This window comes from Sediminivirga luteola (assembly GCF_014639315.1).
Lineage (GTDB): Bacteria > Actinomycetota > Actinomycetes > Actinomycetales > Brevibacteriaceae > Sediminivirga > Sediminivirga luteola.
In genome coordinates this window covers 105630-129039 of the sequence record NZ_BMFY01000004.1, presented here as the reverse complement: position 1 = coordinate 129039, position 23410 = coordinate 105630, and the positions used below count along the sequence as shown (strand labels likewise).

General features: G+C 69.7%; 20 protein-coding genes. 7 read left to right on the top strand and 13 right to left on the bottom strand.

What is annotated here, in order from left to right:
- The first annotated feature begins 34 nt into the window (after positions 1–34).
- Positions 35–589, top strand: coding sequence for a hypothetical protein (locus IEW13_RS05645; protein ID WP_188549966.1), 555 nt, complete (start codon positions 35–37; stop codon positions 587–589).
- Here the strand turns inward: IEW13_RS05645 and IEW13_RS05640 are convergent.
- Positions 569–5200 (bottom strand): hypothetical protein, encoded by a 4632-nt coding sequence (locus IEW13_RS05640; RefSeq protein ID WP_188549965.1) that lies wholly within the window; start codon positions 5198–5200, stop codon positions 569–571. The genes IEW13_RS05645 and IEW13_RS05640 overlap by 21 nt on opposite strands.
- A 266-nt stretch (positions 5201–5466) precedes the next feature.
- Here IEW13_RS05640 and rplM point away from each other — a divergent pair, with 266 nt between their 5' ends.
- The 3 genes from rplM to glmM all read left to right on the top strand — a co-directional run bounded on the left by rplM (position 5467) and on the right by glmM (position 8379).
- Entirely contained in the window at positions 5467–5910 is a 444-nt protein-coding gene (gene rplM, locus IEW13_RS05635) for a 50S ribosomal protein L13 (RefSeq protein ID WP_188549964.1), read from the top strand.
- Between the two features lie 38 nt (positions 5911–5948).
- Positions 5949–6458, top strand: a complete 510-nt coding sequence (rpsI, locus tag IEW13_RS05630; RefSeq protein ID WP_308420801.1) for a 30S ribosomal protein S9 — start codon at positions 5949–5951, stop codon at positions 6456–6458.
- Positions 6459–7020: 562 nt separating this feature from the next.
- Positions 7021–8379, top strand: coding sequence for a phosphoglucosamine mutase (glmM, locus tag IEW13_RS05625; protein WP_188549963.1), 1359 nt, complete (start codon positions 7021–7023; stop codon positions 8377–8379).
- 188 nt (positions 8380–8567) lie between these two features.
- On the opposite strand, the gene IEW13_RS05620 is transcribed toward glmM, so the two are convergent.
- Positions 8568–9395 carry an SDR family NAD(P)-dependent oxidoreductase gene (locus IEW13_RS05620; RefSeq protein ID WP_188549962.1) on the bottom strand — a complete coding sequence of 276 codons (828 nt, stop codon included), beginning with the start codon at positions 9393–9395 and terminating at the stop codon, positions 8568–8570.
- A gap of 344 nt (positions 9396–9739) precedes the next feature.
- Here IEW13_RS05620 and IEW13_RS05615 point away from each other — a divergent pair, with 344 nt between their 5' ends.
- Both IEW13_RS05615 and IEW13_RS05610 read left to right on the top strand, forming a co-directional pair.
- Entirely contained in the window at positions 9740–10603 is an 864-nt protein-coding gene (locus IEW13_RS05615) for a PPK2 family polyphosphate kinase (RefSeq protein ID WP_188549961.1), read from the top strand.
- 201 nt (positions 10604–10804) lie between these two features.
- A complete protein-coding gene (locus tag IEW13_RS05610; protein ID WP_188549960.1) occupies positions 10805–11104 on the top strand; it encodes a helix-turn-helix domain-containing protein in 300 nt (99 codons plus the stop codon).
- Positions 11105–11402: 298 nt separating this feature from the next.
- Here IEW13_RS05610 and IEW13_RS05605 read toward each other — a convergent pair whose 3' ends face one another.
- The 8 genes from IEW13_RS05605 to IEW13_RS05570 all read right to left on the bottom strand — a co-directional run bounded on the left by IEW13_RS05605 (position 11403) and on the right by IEW13_RS05570 (position 19470).
- Entirely contained in the window at positions 11403–11822 is a 420-nt protein-coding gene (locus IEW13_RS05605; protein ID WP_188549959.1) for a hypothetical protein, read from the bottom strand.
- Between the two features lie 239 nt (positions 11823–12061).
- Entirely contained in the window at positions 12062–13738 is a 1677-nt protein-coding gene (locus IEW13_RS05600) for a dipeptide ABC transporter ATP-binding protein (protein ID WP_188549958.1), read from the bottom strand.
- Positions 13735–14661 (bottom strand): ABC transporter permease, encoded by a 927-nt coding sequence (locus IEW13_RS05595; protein WP_188549957.1) that lies wholly within the window; start codon positions 14659–14661, stop codon positions 13735–13737. The genes IEW13_RS05600 and IEW13_RS05595 overlap by 4 nt, the downstream gene beginning before the upstream one ends.
- Positions 14662–14701: 40 nt before the next feature.
- Positions 14702–15715, bottom strand: coding sequence for an ABC transporter permease (locus IEW13_RS05590; RefSeq protein ID WP_188549956.1), 1014 nt, complete (start codon positions 15713–15715; stop codon positions 14702–14704).
- Complete coding sequence (locus IEW13_RS05585) at positions 15712–17262, bottom strand: ABC transporter substrate-binding protein (protein ID WP_188549955.1); 1551 nt, start codon at positions 17260–17262, stop codon at positions 15712–15714. Before IEW13_RS05585 ends, IEW13_RS05590 begins: the two co-directional genes overlap by 4 nt.
- A 410-nt stretch (positions 17263–17672) precedes the next feature.
- A complete protein-coding gene (locus IEW13_RS05580) occupies positions 17673–17897 on the bottom strand; it encodes a hypothetical protein (RefSeq protein WP_188549954.1) in 225 nt (74 codons plus the stop codon).
- Positions 17898–17933: 36 nt separating this feature from the next.
- Positions 17934–18092 carry a hypothetical protein gene (locus IEW13_RS05575; protein ID WP_188549953.1) on the bottom strand — a complete coding sequence of 53 codons (159 nt, stop codon included), beginning with the start codon at positions 18090–18092 and terminating at the stop codon, positions 17934–17936.
- Between the two features lie 214 nt (positions 18093–18306).
- Positions 18307–19470, bottom strand: coding sequence for a sensor histidine kinase (locus tag IEW13_RS05570; protein ID WP_188549952.1), 1164 nt, complete (start codon positions 19468–19470; stop codon positions 18307–18309).
- A gap of 424 nt (positions 19471–19894) precedes the next feature.
- Here IEW13_RS05570 and IEW13_RS05565 point away from each other — a divergent pair, with 424 nt between their 5' ends.
- Positions 19895–20554 carry a response regulator transcription factor gene (locus tag IEW13_RS05565; RefSeq protein ID WP_188549951.1) on the top strand — a complete coding sequence of 220 codons (660 nt, stop codon included), beginning with the start codon at positions 19895–19897 and terminating at the stop codon, positions 20552–20554.
- Positions 20555–20565: 11 nt separating this feature from the next.
- Here IEW13_RS05565 and IEW13_RS05560 read toward each other — a convergent pair whose 3' ends face one another.
- From IEW13_RS05560 to IEW13_RS05550, 3 genes are read right to left on the bottom strand one after another with little or no spacing between them, the layout of a single operon-like run.
- Positions 20566–21663: an ABC transporter permease gene (locus tag IEW13_RS05560; protein ID WP_188549950.1), complete on the bottom strand. Its 1098-nt coding sequence runs from the start codon at positions 21661–21663 to the stop codon at positions 20566–20568.
- Positions 21660–22364 carry an ABC transporter ATP-binding protein gene (locus tag IEW13_RS05555; RefSeq protein WP_188549949.1) on the bottom strand — a complete coding sequence of 235 codons (705 nt, stop codon included), beginning with the start codon at positions 22362–22364 and terminating at the stop codon, positions 21660–21662. The genes IEW13_RS05560 and IEW13_RS05555 overlap by 4 nt, the downstream gene beginning before the upstream one ends.
- Positions 22354–23352, bottom strand: coding sequence for a peptidoglycan-binding domain-containing protein (locus tag IEW13_RS05550; RefSeq protein ID WP_188549948.1), 999 nt, complete (start codon positions 23350–23352; stop codon positions 22354–22356). The genes IEW13_RS05555 and IEW13_RS05550 overlap by 11 nt, the downstream gene beginning before the upstream one ends.
- Positions 23353–23410 lie beyond the last annotated feature (58 nt).

Sequence of the window (23410 nt, the reverse complement as noted above, 5' to 3'; positions counted from 1 at the left end):
GATGCCCGTACGGCGGAACGAAAGTGGAGATACGATGCCCGATCTGGTGATCCCGGTGGTCGATCCGGCCGCCCCGGACTGGGAGGAGCGAATCCGCCGCTGGGCGGACGACGCGGCTGCCTCGCTCGGCGCCGGAGGGTGGACCGAGGACTCTCAGGACCCTGAGGACCGGCAGGGACGCATCGCGTCGCTGCTGTGCCTTGCGGTGCTGATCGAGAGCAGCGCCAGGATCGGGGCCGCCGCAACGGCCTCACGTCCGCGCTCCATCCGGCAGGGCAATACCGCCCGCATCGCCGATGACCCCCAGATGCGCCAGCTGGTGGCGGGCAGCCGCGCCGAGGCCGCCCTGGCCGGTGCCGCCGTGCGAGCGGTCCTGGCCGGGCACGCCCCGGTGGAGGAGGTCCTGGTGGCTGTCGCCGGCATCTCGGAGCGGCTGACGACGGAGCTGTTCGACACGCTCGGCGCCTCGGCGACGCTGGAGGAGAAGGGACTGCACCGGCTGTGGCTGGCGCATCAGCGCTGGACCGCCTGCGCCGGTCTGGCCGCCGCGCGGGACCGGGTGGCGGCCTCAGTTCTCGATCCGTCGTGAACCCGGCTGCCGCAGCAGATGGTCCTGCCCGATCAGATGGGCCATGGCCGGAGCCAGGAACAGCGCCCCCACCGCCGGGAGCACGATCCCCGAGTCGTTGACGAAGGTGCCGATCACCAGCAGCACCACCGCCGCGCCGATCCCGGTGCGCAGCATCGGCATCCGCGCGTAGCAGTCCACCAGCGGGCGGAGCCGGAACAGGCGGGGGCTCAGCAGCGCCCAGAACGCCACTGCCAGGAGCAGCGGCAGCAGCAGGGTGAACCAGCTCTGGGTGAGGATGTCCACGTTCATGCCGATCTTCCGCGCGATCACCGCGCCGGCCTGCCCGTCCAGGATGGTCGCGAAGAACCGGCCGAAGTGCGTGCGCTGGCCCGCCGGCCGCAGCCAGTCCAGGAACAGGACCAGCGTCATCACCGTCAGGGCGGAACCGCCGATGATCGCCACCCGGCGCCAGGACAGCCGGATGCCGGTGGCTCCCAGCAGCAGCACCGACAGGCCGCCGATCAGGGTCGGGACCGAACCGAACTTGGTGCCCAGGCCGGGGGTGGCCAGCAGCACGCAGGCCGCCAGGCCGGCAGCGCCGATGACCGCCACCCGCCACAACCGGCCCCGCAGCGGCTGCACGGCGCAGGTCAGGGCGATCACGAGCGCCGTGCTCAGCAGCGCGAAGGCGGAGTTGCCGATGCCGTAGAACCGCGAGGCCAGGAGCAGGGGCTCGCCCATGATGGTGGACATCTGCAGCGGCGAGCCCGCGATCACATCGGCGGCCAGGACGAGCACCGTCAGCACGGACACCGCCATCAGCGGTCCGCCCAGTCGGCGTCGCCACGGCCCGAGCAGCACCAGGGTCGTGCACAGCAGCGCGAAGCCCAGCAGGGCGCCCAGCATCGCCACATCGGGGTTGCTCGACCGCTGCCAGGGGACCAGGTTCACCAGGTAGGTGGACACCGGCACCGTCGCCAGGAACATGCCCAGGACCCGCACCCAGGCGGGCAGGCCGCCGTAGCCCAGCCTCGCCAGGGCCACCGCTGCGCCGGCCAGCAGTACCAGGAGACCGCCGTAGAACGGGTAGAACCACGTCGCCAGGGCCTGCTGCGTCTGCACGGCGGTGTCCCGGTCGCGCATGAGCTGGATGCGCTCGGCCGAGGCGGCGGGGGAGTCGTCCACGCGATGCAGCGGCGCGCCGGCGAGGCTGTCGGGCAGGGGGAGGCCGAGTTCCTCCAGCAGCGTCGGCAGCACATCGGTGGTCTGGGTCAGGCCCGGCTGGCGGGTGGACTGCGAACTCAGCTGGGCGCCGTCGAAGGCGGTTCCCCGTGCGGCGAAGAACTGCATATGGCTGTCGTCACCGCCGTCGGAGAGGGAGGCGACGACGAGGGTCGGGTCGCCTGGGACGGACTCCAGCGCCTCTTCGACGGCCGCCACGCGGCTGTCCAGCCGGCTCATGGAGTAGCCGTCCTCACCCGTGTTGCCCAGATCGACGAGGACGAGACCGCCCTCAGCCGCGGCCTCGGCGACCTGTTCGCCCAGGACCGCGGTGTTCTCCGGCACGGGCTGCCAGTCCTCGACCCCGCCGGAGGCGTCCGCCAGCGCGATCGCGGCTCCCGGGCCGAAGCCGGCCGTGGGCACGGTCCGGGTCTGGGCGGCCAGCAGTCCCAGCGGCGGCCGGTAGTTGTCCTGTTCCGCGCGGTAGGAGTACACGTCCCAGTCCGGCACCTGGCCATCCAGCGGAGCCCCGGGATCGCGGCACACCTCGCGCGGCTCGTCCGCGGCGCGGCGGCCGGAGTTGACTGCCAGCCAGCCGTCGGCGTGGCAGCTGACGGCGTTGACGCTGCGCGGGGTCAGGGAGGCCACGCCGCCCTCGCGGGCCAGGCGATGCAGCGCCGGCGTCTCGCGGGGGCTGATTTCGTCCCAGGTCAGCCCGGAGACGCCGATGAGCACCACCGGGTCGCCCGGCGGCTCGGCGGCATCCGTGGCTCCCGGCGGGGAACTGAGCGCGATGCCCGTGCCCAGCATGCCCGCGGTGGCCAGCAGCGCGCCCACGGCCAGGATGTGCCGGCGCCGCCGTAGCCGCGGCATCCACCTGGCCCACAGCGCCGCCAGCCGCGGATACTCCGCCGGGGAAGGGCCTGCCAAGGCCGGTTCCGGCTCCCGCGCCTCGGCCAGCTCCGTGCGTCCCGCCGCTGCTGGGGCCGCCGCGGCTGGCGGGCCTGCCGGCTCCTGCTCCTGAGAGGGACCCGCCGCGGCGTCTTCGGTGGCCTGCGCGTGCAGGCACAGCAGCAGCGGCAGGAAGAACATCAGGCCGGTGGCCGGGACCGCGACGCCGGAGTCGGCCACGAGCATGCCGGTCAGCAGCGCCAGCAGCACGGCGGTGAACCCGGCGCGCAGGCTCCGGTCGGCCAGCACATCGGGCAGTCGTCCGGCCCAGCCGGCCGCCAGGTGCCCCCATCGGCGGGAGACGCGCAGCCAGCCGAGGAACAGCACGATGGCCATCATGCTGATGGGCACCACCAGCGCGATCATGGGGTTGATCGTGATGATGGACAGATTCGCGTGCAGCTTGCGCAGCAGGACCTCGAGCAGTTCGCCGTTCAGGAGCTGGCCGAAGAACAGGCCGAAGTGCGAGCGGTCGGCGGCCGGGCGCAGGTAGTCCAGGCCCGCGATGCCCACCAGGGTGCCCAGGGAGATCAGGCCGATGAGCGTCAGGCGCCGGAGGTTCAGCCGCACCCCGGCCAGCATGAGCACCAGCACGATGAAACCGAGCAGGGTCGCGATGGTGCCGCCGAACTTGGCGCCCCAGGCGGGGTTGCCCAGCACCCCGGTGCTGATCAGGCCCGCCGTGGCCGTCAGCACGAGCGCCAGCCGGCGCCGTCCGCGTTCGATCAGCCACCTAGCCAGGACGGCCATCGCCATCAGCGCCGCCGCGATGAAGATCGCCACGCCCTGATTGCTCAGGCCGTAGAACCGGCCGGCGACGATGGAGTTGTAGCCCAGCAGCGAGTTGAACTGCAGATGCGAGCCGGTGGCGATGTCGGCGGCCAGCAGCAGCGCGGTGGCGCCGCCGAGCGCACCGGCGCGTCCGCGCCAGGAATGACGCCACGGTCCCACCAGGACCGGGATGAGCATCACCAGGGTGCCCGCGGCGACGGCAGCGCCCAGGCCCAGCACGGGGGAGGCGGCCTTCGACCACGGCAGCAGACTGGCCAGGAACACGCCCGGGAGCACCGCGGCCATCGCCAGCCCCAGCCACGCCAGGCGCCGTGCCAGCCGGACCGAGCCGGCCAGCCAGTTCCACCGCGGGGCCCGCCATCGGCGCCAGAGAAGAAGGCCCAGGGCAGCGGCCAGGAGGTAGTGGGCGATGTCCGCGCCGATGGAGAACGCCTGCACGCTGCGGTGAATGGTCGCGGCGCTCAGGGCGTCCTGCCGCAGCTGGGCCAGGCGCTCGTCCGTGGTGGCGGCCCCGTCCCGACTCTGGGTGACCGGCATGCCCTGGAACGCGGGCGAGGGCTCCAGCGCCATGAGCGTCATGACCGTCGGTCCCAGGTCGATCAGCTGGCTCAGACCCGGGCGGCGGGTCGATGGCGAGGTGATCAGCCCCGTCGCGGGCGCCCTGGCGACGTCAGCCTCTTTGATGCTCAGATACCGCAGCCGCGATGGCGTGGCGGAGTCGGCCAGCCCGGCCACCACGACGGTGGCCTCCGGCGGCAGCTGCTCCAGATAGCGGCCGATCGTCTCGTCGGCGGCCCGGACCTGCACCTCATGCGCGGGCGCCCCGTGATCGTCGATGTACCCGGTGCGCTCCTCGTCCCAGCCGGCGATGTCGGTGGTGAATCCCTCGTCCCGGACCCAGGTGCCGGTGCCGATGGCGCCGACGTCGATCACGGTCAGATCGGCGAGGTCCTCGCCGGAGCCGAGCGCGCTGCCGGGGGAGCGGTAGTCGTCGATCGCACCGGTCTCGTCGGCCAGGGCGATCGCGGCGCCGGGGCCGATCGCGGTGGCGGAGGCGCCGGCGTCCTGGAGCGCCTGGCCGAGCGCGCCGGGGGAGGCGCTGTAGGCGGCGGTGAGGTTCGCCTCCCGCTGCTGGTCCCAGTTGCGGGCCGTCGCCGCGCCCCGGTAGCCGTCGTCGCGTGCGTCGGTCTCGTCCTCCAGGACGGGATCGGCGACCACGGCACAGCGCGCCGAGGTGCCGCGGGGGCTGCTGGGATGGGCCAGGAGCGCGCGCCGGCCGGTGCTGAACGTCATCCATCCGTCGCCCGGGCAGGTGGTGGAGGCGGCGGCGCGGACCGCGAGGTTGCCGACCGCCGACTGCTCCGCCAGCGACCACAGATGAGGCGTCCCGGCGGCGGAGACATCGGAGGCGGACAGTCCCGGCACGCCGAAGACGACCACGGGCGCGGCGTCATCGGCGGTGCCGGTCCCGGCTGCGGTCTCCGCCGCGCCGGCCGGGGTCGACCCGGCGGCCGGGAGCGGGGTGAAGAGCGCGAGGGCCAGGGTGAGGGCGAGCAGGAGGAACCGGCCGGCGTACGCTGGCAGGGACGGCCACAGTCGCCGCGTCGCGGCAGGACGAGGCGCCGCCGGGCTTCCGGCGGGCACGGGCGGGAGCAGGGCCATCACCCGTCAAGCTTACCGAGCAACATTGGCGGCCGGTGTGAGCGCGCTTTGCGCCGCCGGGCGTGCCTCCGGTACAGTGGTGCGGTGTTGCGCGCTCTGCCTGCGCGCCGGTACGTCGCTTCAAGGCTCGTGGAGCCTGAGCGGACCGGCTCAGGCGAAAAGGGCGCGCGAAAGACAACTTCATGGAGATGCGATTCAGGCCCCGAGGATTTTCCGGGGCCTAGTGTGCTGATCCGGGTCATCAACAACGAGAAGTAAGGCTGAAGACTGTGCGCACGTACACACCCAAGCCCGGCGACATCCAGCGCCAGTGGCACGTCGTCGACGCGACCGATGTCGTGCTGGGCCGCCTCGCCTCGCAGGTCGCCCGCCTGCTGCGCGGCAAGCACAAGACCACGTTCGCGCCGAACGTGGACTCCGGCGATTTCGTGATCGTCATCAACGCGGACAAGGTCGCGCTGACCGGCTCCAAGCTGCAGCAGAAGCAGGCCTACCGCCACTCCGGCTACCCGGGCGGCCTCAAGAGCGTCAGCTACGCCGAGCTGCTGGCCACGCACCCGGAGCGCGCCGTGGAGAAGGCCGTCTGGGGCATGATCCCCAAGAACCGCCTGGGCCGCCAGCAGATCAAGAAGCTCAAGGTCTACTCGGGCGCCGAGCACCCGCACGGTGCCCAGAACCCCCAGCCGTACACCATCAGCCAGGTCGCCCAGTAAGCGTCTAGCCCGGCGAGTGAGAAACCAAGAGGAGAACCGTGGCTGAGAACAACGCCAACACCCCGGTCGACGTCGACGACGTCGAGAACCTGAGTTCCTACAGCACTGAGACCCCCGCAGGCGCGGGCGCCGCGACCGGTGGTCGCGGTCAGTCGCTGACCGCCCCCGGTCAGGCTGTGGGCCGCCGCAAGCAGGCCATCGCCCGCGTGCGCCTGGTGCCCGGCAGCGGTCAGTGGACCATCAACGGCCGTGACCTGGAGACGTACTTCCCGAACAAGCTGCACCAGCAGCTGGTCAACGAGCCGTTCCGCCTGCTCGACCTGGAAGGCCGCTTCGACGTGCATGTGCGCCTCGAAGGCGGCGGCCCCTCCGGCCAGGCCGGCGCCGTGCGCCTGGGCGTGGCGCGTTCGCTCAACGCGATCGACCAGGAGAACAACCGCGCCGAGCTGAAGAAGGCCGGCTTCCTGACCCGTGACCCGCGGGCCAAGGAGCGCAAGAAGGCCGGCCTCAAGAAGGCCCGTAAGGCGCCGCAGTACAGCAAGCGCTGATCTTCCCGCACGCGGATGGCCCCATCGGTTCCGGTGGGGCCATCGGCGTTCCGGTGCCGGACCCATCGTCCGCCCCGTGATGGGGAGAGTCCCGGTGTGCGGCGACGCGTGCAGGGAGCCCTGGTCCGCGATGGCCGGACGTTGCTGGCACGGGTGCCGGGCTTGTGAGGTGACGGCCCGGCCGTGACGATTCGGGCTGTCGCGTCTGCCGAAGCGGTGGCATGAGGCAGCCGAGCGGCACTGCGCTGCCGGGGACGGCCGCGCGAGGCCGGTGACCGGAACAGCGCCGCCTTCGGCAGGTGAATGCCGTCGCTTCGGGTGGCCGCGCGGCACCGCCGTCCGGGAACGGCGCCGTCGTAGAGTGGACAGCAGTACTCGGCGGGGCTGGAGGGCGCCGCCGAGGACCCGGTGAGGACCGGGCACCGACATTCACGCCCTCCTGCACGACCGGGCCGCCGGACGCGCGCCGGCACGCACCGACAAGGTGCCGGGGACAGTCCAGCTGTCCGGTGGCCGAGGAACGCCGCGGAGTGCGCGGTGTGGATCGAAGGAGAACTTTCATATGGCCCGTCTCTTCGGCACGGACGGCGTCCGGGGCCTGGCGAACAAGGACGTGACCGTCGAACTGGCGCTGGACGTCTCCGTGGCGGCGGCGCGCGTGCTCGGCGCCAGCGGCCGCAGCAGCGGGCGCAGGCCGGTGGCGGTCGTCGGGAGGGACACCCGCATCTCGGGTGACTTCCTGGCCGCGGCAGTGTGCGCGGGCCTGGCCTCCGCCGGGGTCGAGGTGCATGACGCCGGCGTGCTCCCCACGCCAGGCCTGGCCTACGCGGTGCAGCGCAGCGACGCAGATCTGGGCGTGATGCTCTCCGCCTCGCACAATCCCATGCCGGACAACGGCATCAAGTTCTTCGCCCGCGGCGGCACCAAGCTGCCCGATCACGTCGAGGACGAGATCGAGGCGCTCATCGGCACCGACTGGGAACGCCCCACCGGCGCCGACGTCGGCCGCGTGGTGCGCTATCCGGCCGCGACGGACCAGTACACCGAGCATCTGGTGGCGCAGCTCGGCGGTGACCGGCCGCTGGCGGGTCTGCGCGTGGTGGTGGACTGCGCCCATGGCGCCGCGAGCATCGTGGGCCCGGCGGCGCTGCGGCAGGCCGGTGCCGAGGTGATCGTGATGGGCGCCGAGCCCAACGGCCACAACATCAACGACGGCATCGGCTCCACTCACACCCAGCCCCTGCAGGCCGCGGTCCTGGAGCACGCCGCCGATGCCGGGGTCGCCTTCGACGGTGACGCCGACAGATGCCTGGCGGTGGATTCGCAGGGCCGGCTGGTCGACGGGGACCAGATCATGGGCATCCTCGCGATCGGCCTGAAGGAGTCCGGGAAGCTGGCGAAGAACACGCTGGTGACGACCGTGATGTCGAATCTTGGACTGCGCCTGGCGATGCAGCGCTACGGCATCGACGTGGTGCAGACCGCGGTGGGCGACCGTTACGTGCTAGAGGAGATGCTAGAGCACGGGTACGTGCTCGGGGGCGAGCAGTCCGGGCATCTGCTGATGCTGGACCACGGCACCACCGGCGACGGGGTGCAGACGGCGCTGCACCTGCTCGGGCGGATGGTGGACTCGCGCCGGACCCTGGCGGATCTGGCCGCGGAGATCGCCAAGCTGCCGCAGGTGCTCATCAACGTGCCCGATGTGGACAAGAACCGGGTGAGCGAGGCGGTCATCGTCGGTGCGGTCGCTGAGGTGGAGACCGAGCTGGGGGAGACCGGGCGCGTGCTGCTGCGGGCCTCCGGCACCGAGCCGCTCATCCGCGTGATGGTCGAGGCCGAGACCGAGGAGATCGCGCGGGACAAGGCGCAGTACCTGGCCGATGTCGTCGGCCGCGAACTCGGCTTCTCCCGCGTCTGAGCGTTGCCGCCCGCCCGGCGCACCCGCGTTGATTCGGGCGTGATGCACAAATTCCGCGTGAGCTCACCGGGAATCAGTGCGCACACCCGGAATCAGTCAAGCGCACCGCGCGGTGCCGGGGCCTCACGATGCCCGTGAGCCCGGCGCGGCTCACGACGTCGCGGGTCTGCCTCGACGGGCAGCGGGACTTAGGGCCAGCGCACGCCGAGCAGGCGGGCGCTGCGTTCCCAGTGCTCGTGGATGACCCACGGATCGTAGGCGGAGCGGTCGGTGCGGGCGGGCTTGCGGTTCGAGCCGTAGAACTCCCCGGAGTCCCAGTCGGTGCCCGGTTGCCCGGTGACGAAATGCGCCAGCGTGGCACCACCCTGCGCTGGCGAGGTCAGGAACCGTGCTGCCGCCCCGTGATAGAGCCACCGGAAGTAGTTGTCCGCGCCGGCGGCGAAGCTCGTCGCCACGACACCGGGGTGGAACGCCACCGCGGACAGTCCGGAGGCGTGGTAGCGCTCGTGCAGTCCCTTGGTGAAGAGGATGTTGGCGAGCTTGGCGTTCCCGTAGGCGCGGGTGGGCGTGAAGGAACCCCAGGCGCCCAGATCCTCCAGGTCCAGCCGCGAGTAGAGCCGGGCGGCGATGCTGGCGGTGTTCACCACGGTCGCGTTGCTCTCCAACAGCCGGTCGATCAGCTGGTGGGTAAGTAGATACGGGGCCAGATGGTTCACCTGGAAGGTCCTCTCGAAGCCGTCCTGCGTGCGCTCGGGGCCGGGGAACATCCCGCCGGCGTTGTTCGCCAGGACGTCGATGCGCGGGTACTGTTCCAACAGGGCGTCTGCCAGCGCGCGGACCTCGTCGAGCCGGCTGAAGTCTGCAAGGTGATACTCGGCGCCGACCCGTCCGGCGACGGCCCGGGTCTTCTCGGGCGAACGGCCCACCAGGACCAGGCGGACGCCAGGGCCGGCGAGCTGCTCGGCCGCGGCGGCGCCGATCCCGTCGCTACCGCCGGTGATCACGATCGTGCGCATGCGAAGAAACCCCCTGTGCCGCCGGATGATCCGCCTGCCACGTTACCGGCGGCCGGGAGCGCGGACCAGGGGTGTGCGCTTCGCCGGGACCAGCAGGCCGCAGCACCTCGGCGCAGATGCTCACCCCGGCGCAGATGCGCACTCCGGCCCTTCATCGCGGCATCGGCGCCTCAGCCGAGCATGAACTACGCCCGCGCGTCACAGGGTCCAGCCCGGGCGCGCGCGGAGGCGCGGCGAAGAAGTTGATCAGCTTCGCCATGCGACGGGAGGTCCAGCCGGGCGCGCGCGGAGGCACGATGGTGACCAGGGTCACCAAACCCGCGATGTCTTGGCAGAATGGCCTCATGGTCGCCATGAGCCAACGCCGATGGATCGCCGATGCCCGCGCCTCACTCCTCGTCGGGGAGGACGTGCGGCTGGGCGATATCGATCCGGAGTCGACACCCGGATACGACGGGAACAAAAGGGAGGGCCGGCGTGACCTGTTCGCCGGTGCCGAGCAGCTCGGCGACTACCAGGAGCGCCTGTACGCGGCTGCTGAGGGCGGCGGCGCGGAGGACGCGGTGCTCCTGGTGTTGCAGGGCATGGACACCTCCGGCAAAGGCGGGATCGTCCGCCATGTGATCGGAGCGGTGGATCCCCAGGGCGTCGATCTGGCGGCGTTCAAAGCACCCACCGAGGAGGAACTCGCCCACGATTTCCTCTGGCGCGTGGAGCGCCGTGTCCCGGGGGCGGGGCGCATCGGCGTGTTCGATCGCTCGCATTACGAAGACGTCCTGATCGGGCGGGTACGCCGGCTCGCGCCGGAGGAGGAGATCGAGCGGCGCTACGGGGCCATCCGGGAGTTCGAGGAGCGCCTGGCGGCGGGCGGCACGCGGATTGTGAAGGTGATGCTGCACATCTCTCCGGAACATCAGCGCGAGCGGCTGCAGAACAGGCTGGAACGGCCCGACAAGCACTGGAAATACCATCCCTCGGATGTAGACGAGCGGCTTCTGTGGGACGACTACCAACGCGCCTATGAGGTCGCCATCGCCCGGACGTCCACTCCCGCTGCGCCCTGGTTCGTGGTGCCCGCAGACCGCCGATGGTACGCGCGGCTGGCCGTGCAGGCGCTGCTGCTGGAGACCCTGGAGGACATCGACCCGCAGTGGCCGGCCGCCGATTACGATATCGAGGCGGAGAAGGCCCGGCTCGCGGCGACCTGATCGCGCACGGCGTGCCGGGCGCGGGATGCGGCTCACGCCACGCTGGGGCGCGAGAGGCCTAACTGGGTGCCTGGATGCGCCTATTCTTCGGGCATGGCAAGGACGCGGCGCGTGTGGCCACGTTCCCCAGTTCGCCGGGCGGTGTGTTGTCGGCTCTCGAAGCCGCGCCGTAGGGTGCTTGCATGCCGGTAGGGTGCTTGCATGACGACAGCGCAGCAGGACTGGGCAGAGTACATGGAGCGGCTGGGCCGCGCGATCCACGAAGCGCGTGCGCGCCGGGGCGCCTCGCAGGAGGACGTCGCCGCGGCGATCGGCATCAGCCGTGCATCGCTGCAGCGGCTCGAACGCGGCGCCACCTCGCCGGGTGTGCCCGCCAATCCGAGCCTGAATCACGTGATGGCGATCGCCCAGGCTCTGGACGTCTCGATGGACGAGCTGCTGCCGCAGCCCTGGCCGGACTTCCAGCTGGACGCCCCGGCCCCGCGCCGGCGCCGCTCGTGAGCGCCTGCGGCTTCGCTTGTCAGGGAACCGCCAGCGCCTGACGAAGTGGTTCAGCGGCGCATCCGGATCTCTGCCAGTCCTTCGATGTCAGGATCCTCGCGCCACCCGCCATCGGGACGGACCCCGTTGCGGGTGTAGAACGCCCGGGCGGGCGAATGGTGTAGGGCGCGCTCGCGGTCATCTGCGGTTGAGCCTGAACGCCACGGAATGTTCGAAGTCCATACAGCCACTATGCCGCGCAACGTAGCGCGGCATGAGATCGGCCGCCGCAGCCGCCGGTCTCCCGTTGCCGTTCCGGTCACCTGGCGGGCAGAAGACCGCGCAGCAGCACGACGAGACCGAGGATGAACAGGTACGCGGCGGTCGTCATCATCAGCAGGACTTCACCGATCGGGTTCGCGGACTGGGTCACCAGGATCGTGAAGACAAGATGCGCGAGGGCACCGGTCACCACAGCTGCTTTCAACACCGGCCCAGGCGCCCCCGGTCCGCGCCGGACCAGAAGCAGTACGGTTCCCGCCAGGACGAGCGCCCGTGCCAGGACCGCCACCAGCAGGACAACAGGAAGAGTGCCGGCGATCACCCACTCCAGCGGTGAGAAGATCGCGAAGACATCCGCGGCCGTCGGCGCCATGAGGAACACGCCGCCGAGCAGGGTGACGCGGTCGCGTGCGGCGCCGCGTGAGGCCGGGGGGCCGGCGGCCGCGGGAATCATCATGGCGCAACCCTACATTGACGATCATGCGCTGGTGCGTAGCACCGCCGTACGCTCCCAGTGCCGCGCCACACCAGCGGCGTCACAGGACACGACCGTAGTGCCAGAACTACACCGTAGATGGTGGTGTTTCGGCACGACGATGCTGTTCTGACAACACGGTCGTGTTTTCCGGATCGGCCGCGCCTCGCACTGGTGGTGTTCGGGGGGCGTTGGGGGACCGGTGGCACAGGTGCCAGGTTTCACGACGGCCGTTCGGGCGGGATGGCGGCGATGAGGTCTCTGGTGTACTGCTGGCGCGGGGCGCGGTAGAGCTCGGTGGCCTCGTTCTCCTCCACCACGCGGCCGTCCTTCATCACGGCGATCCGGTGGCTCATCTGCTCCACCACCGCCAGGTCGTGCGCGATGAACAGATAGGCGAAGCCGTGCTCGGCCTGCAGCCGGCGCAGCAACTCGATCACCTGCGACTGGATCGACACGTCCAGGGAGGCGGTGGACTCGTCCAGGATCAGCACCTCCGGATCGAGCGCCAGCGCCCGGGCGATGCACACCCGCTGCCGCTGGCCGCCGGAGAGTTCGTGCGGGTACCGGTCCAGGAACGAGCCGTCCAGATTCACCGACTCCAGCAGCTCCGCCCCGCGGTCCCGCATCGACGCTGCGCTGCCTTCCCGGGAACGGTTACCGTCACGGGAGGCAACGCCACGCCGGACGGACCCGCGCCACCCCGCCGCGCCGAGCGCCTCGGCCAGCGATGCCGCCACCGACCTCCTGGGGTTCAGCGCGGCATAGGGGTCCTGGAAGACCATCGCGATCCTTCGCCTGACCTCCCTGGCGGTACGTCCCTTCACGCCGATGATGTCCTCACCCTCCAGCAGCACCTCACCGGAGACCGGCGTCACCAGGCCGGTGAGCACATTGGCGATCGTCGACTTGCCCGAACCGGACTCGCCCACGATGCCCAGCGTCTCACCACGGCGCACATGCAGCGTGACGTCCTCGTTGGCGCGGACCGTCTTCTTGCCGGTGCTGGTGCGCAGCTCGAAGTCCACCGTCATATCGCTGATCTGCAGCAGCGGGGCGTCGTCGCCGGCCGGTGCCGCCGCCAGGTCCCGGGCGGCGCCGAGCCGGGGACGGGCGGCCAGCAGGGTCCGGGTGTAGTCGTGCTGCGGGGCGTCGAAGATGTCCTTCACCGGCGCATGCTCCACCACCTGACCCTGGTAGAGCACCGCGACGTCATCGGCGATCTGCCCGATCACGCCCAGGTCGTGGCTGATCCACACCACCGACATGTCCCGGTCCCGCTTGAGGTCGTTCACCAGCTGCAGGATCTGCGCCTGCGTGGTCACGTCGAGTGCCGTGGTGGGCTCGTCCGCCACCAGCAGCGCCGGATCGCAGGCGAGTGCCACCGCGATCATCACGCGCTGCTTCTGCCCGCCGGAGAGCTGATGCGGGTACGCCTCCAGCCGGGACTCCGGATCCGGCAGGCCCACGGCATCGAGCAGTTCCAGGGCACGGCTGCGTGCCTGCCGCCGGGTCAGGCCCAGATGGGTCTGCGGCCCCTCGGTCAGCTGCCGTTCCAGGGTCAGGAGAGGGTTCAGGCTGGTGGCGGGGTCCTGGAAGACGAAACCGACCGAGGGCCCGTGCAGCTGCCGCAAGGCCTGAGGGGAGGCGCCGATGACCGGCCTCCCGTCCACGGCGGCCGTTCCGCTGATCTCGGTGCGGGGCGCATCCAGCAGGCCCGTCGCCGAGAGCACTGTGACGGACTTACCGGAGCCGGACTCCCCGACGATGCCGAGCGACCGGCCGCGTTCGACCGAGAGGCTCACGCCGTCGATGATCTTCTTCCCGCTCAGAGTCACGTGCAGGTCGCGGACCTCCAGCAGGGGCGCGCCTGGCCGCACGGGGCCTTGCGCGCTCATCGCTTCCTCCGGCTCTCGATCATGCTGCGCTGACGCGGGTCGAGCACATCGCGGACGGCGTCGCCCACGAGGTTGAACGCCAGCACCGTCACCAGGATCGCCAGTCCCGGGAACACCGCCATCCACCAGGCGGAGGCGAGGAAGCCCTGCGCGTCGAACAGCATCCGGCCCCAGGAGGGATTGGGCGGCTGCACGCCCAGACCTAAGAAGGACAGCGCCGCCTCGGAGAGGATCGCGAACGCCAGGGAGATCGAGGTCTGCACCGTCACCGGCCCGCTGATGCCCGGCAGGATGTGCCGCAGCAGGATCTGCCAGGTGGGCACGCCCATCGTGCGGGCGGCCTGGACGTAGGGCTCCTGCCGCAGCGAGAGGGTGCTGGCTCTGGCGACCCGGGCGAAGATCGGGGTGTAGACGACGCCGATGGCGATCATCACCGAGGAGATCGCCGGCCCCTGGATCGCGACGATGGCCAGGGCCAGCAGCAGGATGGGGAAGGCGAAGAGGACATCGGCGCTGCGCATCACCACCAGGTCCAGCCAGCCGCCGGCATACCCGGCGATCACTCCGAAGGTCACGCCCACCACGAGGGCGATGGCGACGCTCACGAGCGCCACCTGCAGGGAGACTTCAGCCGCCAGCAGCACCCGGGAGAACACGTCCCGGCCCAGCTCGTCCGTGCCGAGCCAGTTGCGTCCGCTGGGCGGGGCCAGGGCATTGGGGACGTCGATGTCATTGGGCCCGTAGGGCGCCAGCCATCTGGCGGTCACGGCGGCCAGGATGAGGACCGCGAGCACCACGAGCCCGGCCGCGCCGGTGGGGCTGGACAGCAGCAGCCGCCACGCCGAGGCGCGGCGGGAGCCGGGAGTCCCGGTCTCAGGCGCGGGCCCGGAGGCGGCGCCGGCACCGGGGGCGAGCTGACTCATCGGCGTCCCTCCTGTTCTGTGGCGGTGGTCGGGTGTGCGTTCATGCCAGCCGGATCCTCGGGTCGACGATGGCGTAGAGCAGATCGACGATCAGGTTGATGAGCAGGAAGATCACCGCGATCAGCAGCACAGCGCCCTGGATGACGGGGTAGTCCCGGGAGGAGACCGCGTCGAACATCATCCGGCCCAGCCCCGGCCAGGCGAAGACCACCTCCACCACGATCACCCCGCCCAGCAGCGTCGCCAGCTGGATGCCGGCGATGGTGAGCACCGGGACCAGGGCGTTGCGTCCCAGGTGACGGCCGAGCACGACGGCCCGGCGCAGGCCCTTGGAGCGGGCGGTGCGGATGACGCCGGCATGGGCGACGTCCAGGACGGCGGCACGCACATACCGGGTCATGATGGCCCCGGAGACCAGGCCCACGGTGACGGCCGGCAACAGTAGATGCGAGAGCCAGCCGGCCGGGTCCTGCGTGAACGGGGTGTAGCCGGCCGACGGCAGCCAGCCCAGCACGGTGGAGAACAGCGTGATCAGCAGCATGCCCATCCAGAAGTCCGGGACGCTCACGCCGATCTGGCTGAGCACCCGCACGACGCCATCGGCCCAGCCGCCCTCCTTCAGGGCCGCGAGGGTGCCCAGCGGGATGGCGATCAGCAGCGCCACGACGAGTCCGCCCAGCGCCAGCGTCAAGGTGGCCGGGAGCCGTTCGAGCAGGAGCAGCGTGACCGGCGCGCCGTTGCGGAAGCTCACGCCCAGATCGCCCGTGAGCGCTGAGCCGATGTAGGAGAAGAACTGCACCGGCAGTGGCCGGTCCAGTCCGGAGGCGGCCTGGAGGGCGGCGTAGGTCTCGGGCGTGTAGCGGGTGCCCAGGGCGATGCGGATGGGATCGCCGGGAACGAGCTGCACGAGGGCGAACACCACCACCATGACGCCCAGCAGGACGACCGCGGTGTAAAGCAGCCGGCGGGCCAGGAACCGCAGGACGGGGGAGGAGAGGACCTTCGAGGAGGCGGTCTGCGAAGCCGGTGCGGCGTTCTGCGGCGCGGCGCTCATGCGTCCTCCTCCAGGTTCACGTCGCGGAAGCGCACGGCACGGTCCGAGCGCATCTCGTAACCGGTCAGCCGCTGGGCGTGCGCCTGGATGACGGAGGGGTTGTAGAGGTAGAGGTAGCTGACATCGTCGGCGATGAGGGTGGCGGCCTCGGCGTAGAGCTCCCGGCGACGGTCCTCGTCGAGTTCCTGCCGGCCGGCGTCCAGCAGCTCGTCGACGTCCGGGTTGGCGTAGCCCTGCGCGTTGGAGGGGCCTTCGCTGTGGTGCTGGGCGTAGTAGTAGTCGTCCGGGTCGAGGTTCCCCAGCCAGCCCATGATGAGCGCGTCGAATTCGCCCTGGTCCTGGTCGTCCAGCCAGGTGGCCATGTCCAGGGTGCGGATGGACACGTCGATGCCGATCGCGGCGAGGTTGTCCGCGATGACCTGTGCGGCGGTGACGGTCTCCGGGTAGTCGGTGGAGACCATCAGGTCCATGCTGGCCTCGCTGACGCCGGCCTCGTCCATGAGTTCTTGCGCCTGGCCGGGGTCGAGGGAGTACCGGTCGTAGGCCGCGTACCAGGGGCTGGTCTCCGGGATGGCGAGCTGATTGACCACCGCGGTGCCGTAGCCGACCACCTGGGCGATCGAGTCTCGGTCCACGGCGTAGGCGACCGCCTGGCGGACGCGTTCGTCGCTCCAGGGTTCGCGGTCCTGGTTCATCGCCAGGTACCAGTAGTCGGTGCTCACCAGGGTGTCGAGGGCGATGGCCTGGTCGCGGGAGAGCGCTTCGACCTGTTGCGGCGGCACCGAGTCGGTCCAGTCCACCTCTCCGGAGCGCAGCGCTGCGATGGCGGTGGTGGGCTCGGAGATGTAGCTGAACTGCACGCCGTCCACGGCCGGTGCGCCGCCCCAGTAGTCCGGATTGGATTCCAGCCAGATGTAGTCCCCGTCGCGGGAGTCGCGGAAGCTGAAGGGGCCGGTGCCGATGGGATGCTGGGCGATGTCACCGCTTTCGGCGTTGTCCTCACTGACGATGGCCATGCCCTTGAAGCCGCCGATGGCGGTCAGCAGGTTCGGGGTGGGCTGGCTGACGCCGATCTCGACGGTGTACTCACCCGTGGCGGTGACCTCCTCGACGGTGGCCAGGCGCCAGGCGTTGGCGAGTTCCTCGTCGATGATGCGGGTGTAGGAGTAGACGACGTCCTCGGCGGTGAAGTCGCTGCCGTCGTGAAAGGTGACGCCCTCGCGCAGGTGGAACGTCCAGGTCAGCTGGTCCTCGCTGATGTCCCAGGATTCGGCGAGCGCGGGCTGCATCTGAAGGTTCTCATCGGGTTCGACGAGGGTGTCGTAGACGTTCTCCAGCACCTGGAAGGAGAAGTACGAGGAGGTCTGATGCGGGTCGAGCTGATCCGGCGCGCCGCCGATGGCGGCCCGCACTAGCCGGTCGGAGGAGGCGGGGCCGAGGTCCACGCCCTCGCCCACGCAGCCGGCGAGCAGGCTCAGCGAAACCGCCGAGGCCGCCGCGACGAGCGTCCTGGCGAGACGGTTCCTGCGTTGCCGGTGCTTTCGCATTGCGCCCGATCCTAGTACAGGATCGTGTGACGGGGCGCACAGGGGGCGTTCAGGTGTGGGTCACGGCCCGGGGCCAGAAGGGGTTGGAGAGATCTTGTTGCCACGATTCGCGGTCCTCTTGCCGACAGCTGGGATTTCCTGACCAGGACGCCCTTGGAAACGACGCCGACGAACTACCGGCTCAAAGGGGCATGAGGGACGGTGCTGCGCTCGGGCCGCGAGCATGAGCGGTGGCAGCATAAACCCACGCTCAAAGGCGATGCGCGAATCTGGTTCTATGTGAACGGGAACGTGGTCTACCTGGAACAGGTGCACACATCGCACCCAAAGCAGACGCAGTGAGCGGCGCGGGAGGCTTCTTCGGGCTGCGTGCAGCAGGGCCGCGCCCGCCCGTAACGGTCGCAGCCGGCTTATCGGTCCTGCGGGGACCATAGTGCGCGAATGCCGAACGTGACAGCGGCGACCCCGGACACCAGTGCTGCGAGGCCCGCCACGGGGAAGATCGTCTGAACCGCGCTGCCGTAGATGTTCTCGTCGCGTTCGTACCCGGAGATCGTGCCGGTGAGGACGAACGTGGCAAGCGATACGGCGAAGAGCACCGAGAGGGTCATCGCCAGTCTGCCGTCGTTGTTCATCGAAAAGGCTCCTTCAACCGTCCTGGGCATGTGCGGTTACCGGTCGCGCAGGAATGAGAAGGCGAGCAGGCTTGCCAGCAGTCCGAGAGCCGCGTTCGCGGTCGACTCCGCGACTGTCAATCCTGAGACGAGCGAGATGCACAGGAGCGCGACTCCGATCACGACCGAGCACAGGATCGCAGATGCTGAATGCATAGTCCTTCTGTTCCTGAGGGCATACGTCCTGGCTCACACTGGCACGCTCTGTCCCGCTAACGCATCGACGAAAGTCGGCTGATCCTCGAGACTTTGGTCGATACGTGGTCTTGTGGTTTCATCCCCTGTCGCGGTCCTCTATCAATCCGAGCACCGTCCGGAACGTTCGCCGTGCACCGAGGGAAGTGTTACCGAGACCGCGCGCTCGTCCACCTCACCGTTCGTCTCCGGGCAGCCAGGCCCGCACCCGCCAGCCGTCCTCGTGCGGGCCTGCTTCAAGGGTGCCGCTGAACAGATCGAGCCGTTCACGCAGCCCGACGAGGCCGAATCCAGATGCCGGCGGCAGTTCGGTGTTCGGCGGGGGAGCGGAGTTCGTGATGACGATCTCCACACCCTCGTCAGCATGGGCGACCTCGAACGTGACGTGCTGGCAGCCGGGTGCGTGCTTGAGGATGTTCGTCGTCGCCTCTTGCGCCACCCGGATCGCCGTCAGTTCCTTCGAGCGAGGCAGGTCTATCCCGTCGGTGACCGCCGTGTCCACGTGTGCCCCAGCTGTTTCCAGGCGATGCGCGAAGTCGTCGATACGCTGCGCCAGGGTGCCCGATGCTTCATCTGGCTCCATGCTGGCTTCCGGCATATCGTCCCGCAGGGTCACGAGCATGCGGCGCAGGTCGGCGAGGGCCTGGCGCGACGCATCCCCGATGGCCAGCTGGGCGCGTTCCCGCGCGGCGGGGGCTTGCGCGGTGTCGAGGACCCGCGCCTGCATGGCGATCACGGTCAGGCCGTGGGCGACGACGTCGTGCAGCTCGCGCGCAATCTGCTTGCGCTCGAAGGTGACCGCACGTTGGCGCTCTTGCTGGTGCTCAGCGATCTGGTCATGCAGTTTCTCGGTTCGGGCTGCGGCAATGCGGAAGGCGACCCCCACTGCCGCACCGATCGCGGCCAAAGTCGCTGCCCCTACGCCGTCGAACCACATATGTTGTTGAGTGTTGGACAAGACTGTTGCCCATGCGACCACCGTTGCTCCGAACAGCACGGCCAGGGGTAGGCGACTTGCACGCGCGACGAGCGCGGCAGCCGGAGCTATCGCGAGGTTGAACACGTCAGCATCTGTCCACCAGAACGCCGAGAAAGCAGCGAGCATTACCAGCATGCCGCCCATGCTTGGCTGCCACGCTGTCACGATGAGAGTCGCTGCGATCACCGCAGTCTCGATCACGCCCAGGAAAGAGCTCCCGTCGATTCTCAGCAGCGTCGCCGTTAGCTCGACTACGAACGCGAACCCGGCGACGCTTCCGAAGAGCACCCGGCCCCGAGTGGAGAACGAAGTGGTGGAGAAAAACCTCGGGACGGGCGCTCTGCGGTTGACGAGTGTCATGCCAGCAATTATTGCTCCAACGAGCGACGGTGGTGCGCCTGAAACGATGCCGGGGTGAGGGTCAGCAGAGCCGGGTCACTCTGCACCAGAGGCTTAAGGGAACCACGAGTTCTTGGGAACTCTGCGCCACGCCGGCGGTGCCCGGCGCTGCTGCAGAGTGGGCGACAGAAGGCGCCGCACTGTTGGCTAGGCCGACGGTGAGAGCGACCGCCCCCAGTGCTACAGCCGCGCGCAATCGACTACGACGTTTTCCTGCGAACGTGCGAGCCATGAGAAGCCCTCCTTGATCGTCTGTACGGGGCGCGCGAATGCGTGCTCCGAAGACGACGGTGCGGCTCAGGACGCGACAATGCATCGACGAAGGTCTACGCTTCGATAGACCTTTGGATACGACTTCGCAAGCGGCCCTGCATAGGATGCGAGCATGATCAAAGTGCTGGTGGCGGACGATCAGCCGCTCATGCGTGAGGCGATGCGCATCTTCGTCGACCGGGCCGACGACATGACGGTCGTGGGGGAGGCCGGCGACGGCGCCGTGGCACTCACCCAGGTGCGCACTCTGCGGCCCGATGTCGTACTCATGGACATGCAGATGCCGGTGATGGACGGCGTGGAGGCGACGCGCCAGATCACCGAAGAGTTCCCGGAGACCCGCGTGCTCGCGGTAACGACCTTCTCATCGGAGCAGTACCTGGTGCCGGCCCTGCGGGCCGGTGCATCCGGCTACCTGGTCAAGGACGCCGAGCCCGAGGAGTTCGTCGACGGGGTCCGTGACATCCACGCCGGTGCCGGGGCGTTCTCCCGCGGGGTGGCACGGGACCTCATCGAAGCGGTCCGCGCTACTTCGCGGAAGCGCGTGATGACGCGAGTGGCCGCGCACGAGCGGCTCAACGACCGTGAGCAGGCCATCGTCGACCTGCTCGCTCAAGGGAAGTCGAACGCGGAGATCGGCGCCGACCTGGGCCTGGCGGAGGCCACCGTGAAGGCCAATCTGGGCAAGATCATGGCCAAGTGGCAGGTGCGGGACCGGGTCCAGGTGCTGATCCACGCCGCCCGCCTCGGCTTGGTGGATATCGTCCGCTGACTTTTCCCGCCTCAGGGAACCCGGAGGATCCGGACCGGGTCGCGTAGTGCCGCGAGGATCCCCGGTGGCAGGGCACCGAGGATCGCGGAGTAAAGGATCAGCCCCGATAATCCCAGGGCGAACCGCAGGGACGGCAGGCCGCCAGAGAGCATCCAGGCAAGCATCAGTCCCGCGGCTCCACCGGCAACCAGACCCGTGACGCCCGCCACCAGCGCCTGCACCAGCACGTGGGCGAGGATGTTCAACCGCGTGGCACCCAGTGCGCGCAGTCGCCCGAAGTCACGCCGCCTGGCCGAGACCGCAGCGATCATCGTGAGGGCCACGAGGATGGTGCCGCCGCCAAGAATCAGCATCATGAGATGGCGGGACGACGCACCCAGCGAACCGGTGACGGTGTCCCGCAGGGTGATCGCTGCCGCTGGAACGCTCACATCGAGGTCCGCTGGGACGGCGGCCGGCACGGCTGCTTCGACGGTGTCAGCCAAGGCCAGAACATCCACGTCTTCGGCTGTTTCCACGTAGAGGTACCGAAGTGGCGCGACCGCACCCTCCGCGGGGATATGGAGCACCGTGGACTCCAGCTCCGACAAGGGTCCCTCGGCGGAGAACGTCCCCACGATCGCCAGGCTCGTCCCCTCGCCGATCACAGTGCCCGAGGGTACGTCCATCGACAGGTCCGCCAGGTGTTCGTGCCCGATGACGGCCTCGGACGGACGCTCGGGTGCCCGACCTGACGTGATGACCGCGGATTCCGGGAGCCCGCCGATCAGAGGCCGGGAACTCGTCACCTGCCCAGTCACCGGGCCTGTTACCGGATTCCAGACTGTCACTGCCGGTCCTACTCCGAATACGTTGTCCACACCCTCCAGCGCACCGATCACCGCAACGGCAGAATCCGCGATCGCGGCGTTCCCGGTCTGGTCCGTGACGACGAGGGATCGGGTCCCGGCAGAGTCGAATGTCCGGGCGATCTGTGCTTCCGTGGCCGCAGTCCTGCCCATGACGAGGAACGACAACAGGCATACGGCAGCCACGACGAGGCCGCAGATGCCGGTGCTCACAGGACGGGCCAGGGTGCTCCGCAGCGCCTCGGCGAACAACGCCTTCATGGCGCGTCCTCTTTGCCGCGCGGTACCGCGGCGGTCGCCGGATTGAGTACCAGACGATGATCCGCGGCCGCTGCCAGCGTCTCGTCGTGGGTGGCGACGACGACCGCGGCACCTGCGGCGGCATGGTCCATGAGGGCCTCCCAGACGAGGTCGCGGGAATCATGATCCAGATTGCCGGTGGGTTCATCGCCGAAGACCACACGCGGTTCCGTGAGGAGTGCACGGCACAGGCCCACGCGTTGCGCCTGACCCCCGGATATCTCGCCGGGCCGGTGCCTGGCGCGGTGGTCCACACCGAAACGAGCCAGCAGATCCATACCCCGCTCACGTGCCTCGGCGCGGGGAAGGCCCGCATACACGGCGCCTTCGCATACGTTGTCCAGCACCGTCCGGGACAAGTCCAGCATGGCGTCCTGGAACACGAAGGATGCCGTGGAAGCCCGCCATCTCGACCGGTCCCGGTCGGAACGAGCAGTGAGGTCGGTCCCGTTCCACAGCACCTTGCCGGACACCGGCCGCAATAGCTGGGCGAGAACGTAGAGGAGGGTCGACTTCCCGATTCCTGAAGGCCCGGTCACCACGGTGAGCCCACCGGACGGGAAGGCATGGGTGATAGCGTCCAGGACCACGTCCGCGCCACGTCGGTAGGAGAAGGTGAGCGATTCTGCCAGCAGACCGGCTCCCGCGGGATCAGCCGTCATCGGCGGGGGTCTCAGCCGGTTCGCCCGAACCGGTCTCCGTAGCCGGGCCGGTGGCGAACAGGCGCACCTCGTCGCCTGCCTCCACGCCGTTCACCACTGCGCGGGACCCATCGACCACGAGGACCTCGACAGCACGCTCTGACTCATCGGCCATGAGCACGAAGGAGCCACCGTCCGGGCCGGTGCCGATCGCCGAGAGCGGCACGACGGGACCCGTGCGGGCTTCCACGAGTTGCACGCGTGCGGTGTAGGACGCGCCGTTGACGGGCACCGTGTCACATGTGTCGCCGCATACAGCTGTGTCATCGGGACCTTTGACGATTGCGGCTTCAGGCTGGGCCAGCTCCGGGTCCATGCGGTACTCGGTGACGGTTCCCCTCCACTCGGTGCCGGGTCCTGCCTCGATGATCACGGGTGTGTCCAGGGGTGGCGGTGTCGCACCGTCACCGATGGCGAGTTCCACCTCGGGGGCTTCTGCCAGCACGGATGCGGTGACGACGCCCGGGGTGAGAACGGCACCGGGGACGATGTCGTCGGTCACGGTCATGCGTGCGGGCAGCGCCGGTACATAAACGATGTCGCCTGCCCGGACGATTCCATCGGCTTCGATTCCGAGACCTTTCTGCCAGGCTTTCACCGCGGCCACGGTGAGTGGTCCGAACTCCCCGTCGGGGGCGACGCGAAAGTATCCTGCCGCTGCCAGAACTCCTTGCAGCTGGGCGACATCCGGGCCCTCGTCGTCCTCCGAGAGGTCACGGAAGGACGGGACGGCGCCTTCTCCGACTATCACGGGCCGGAGCCCGACTGTATAGATCACGTCGCCGGCATCCACGGACCCATCGGCGGGGACATCGACGGAGGTGACAGTGCCTTCGGCGGCACCGGCCGCGATGGGGGTGCCCGACCACTGGGCGGTCGCGGTATACGTGGTCGAGCGGCCGACCTCGTCCTCGATCACCGTGTAGACGGGGGCGTCGACGAGGTTCATCTCCACACGCGGTGGCGCGAAAGCGGCCCATCCGGCGGCAACACCCGCGCCCACAGCC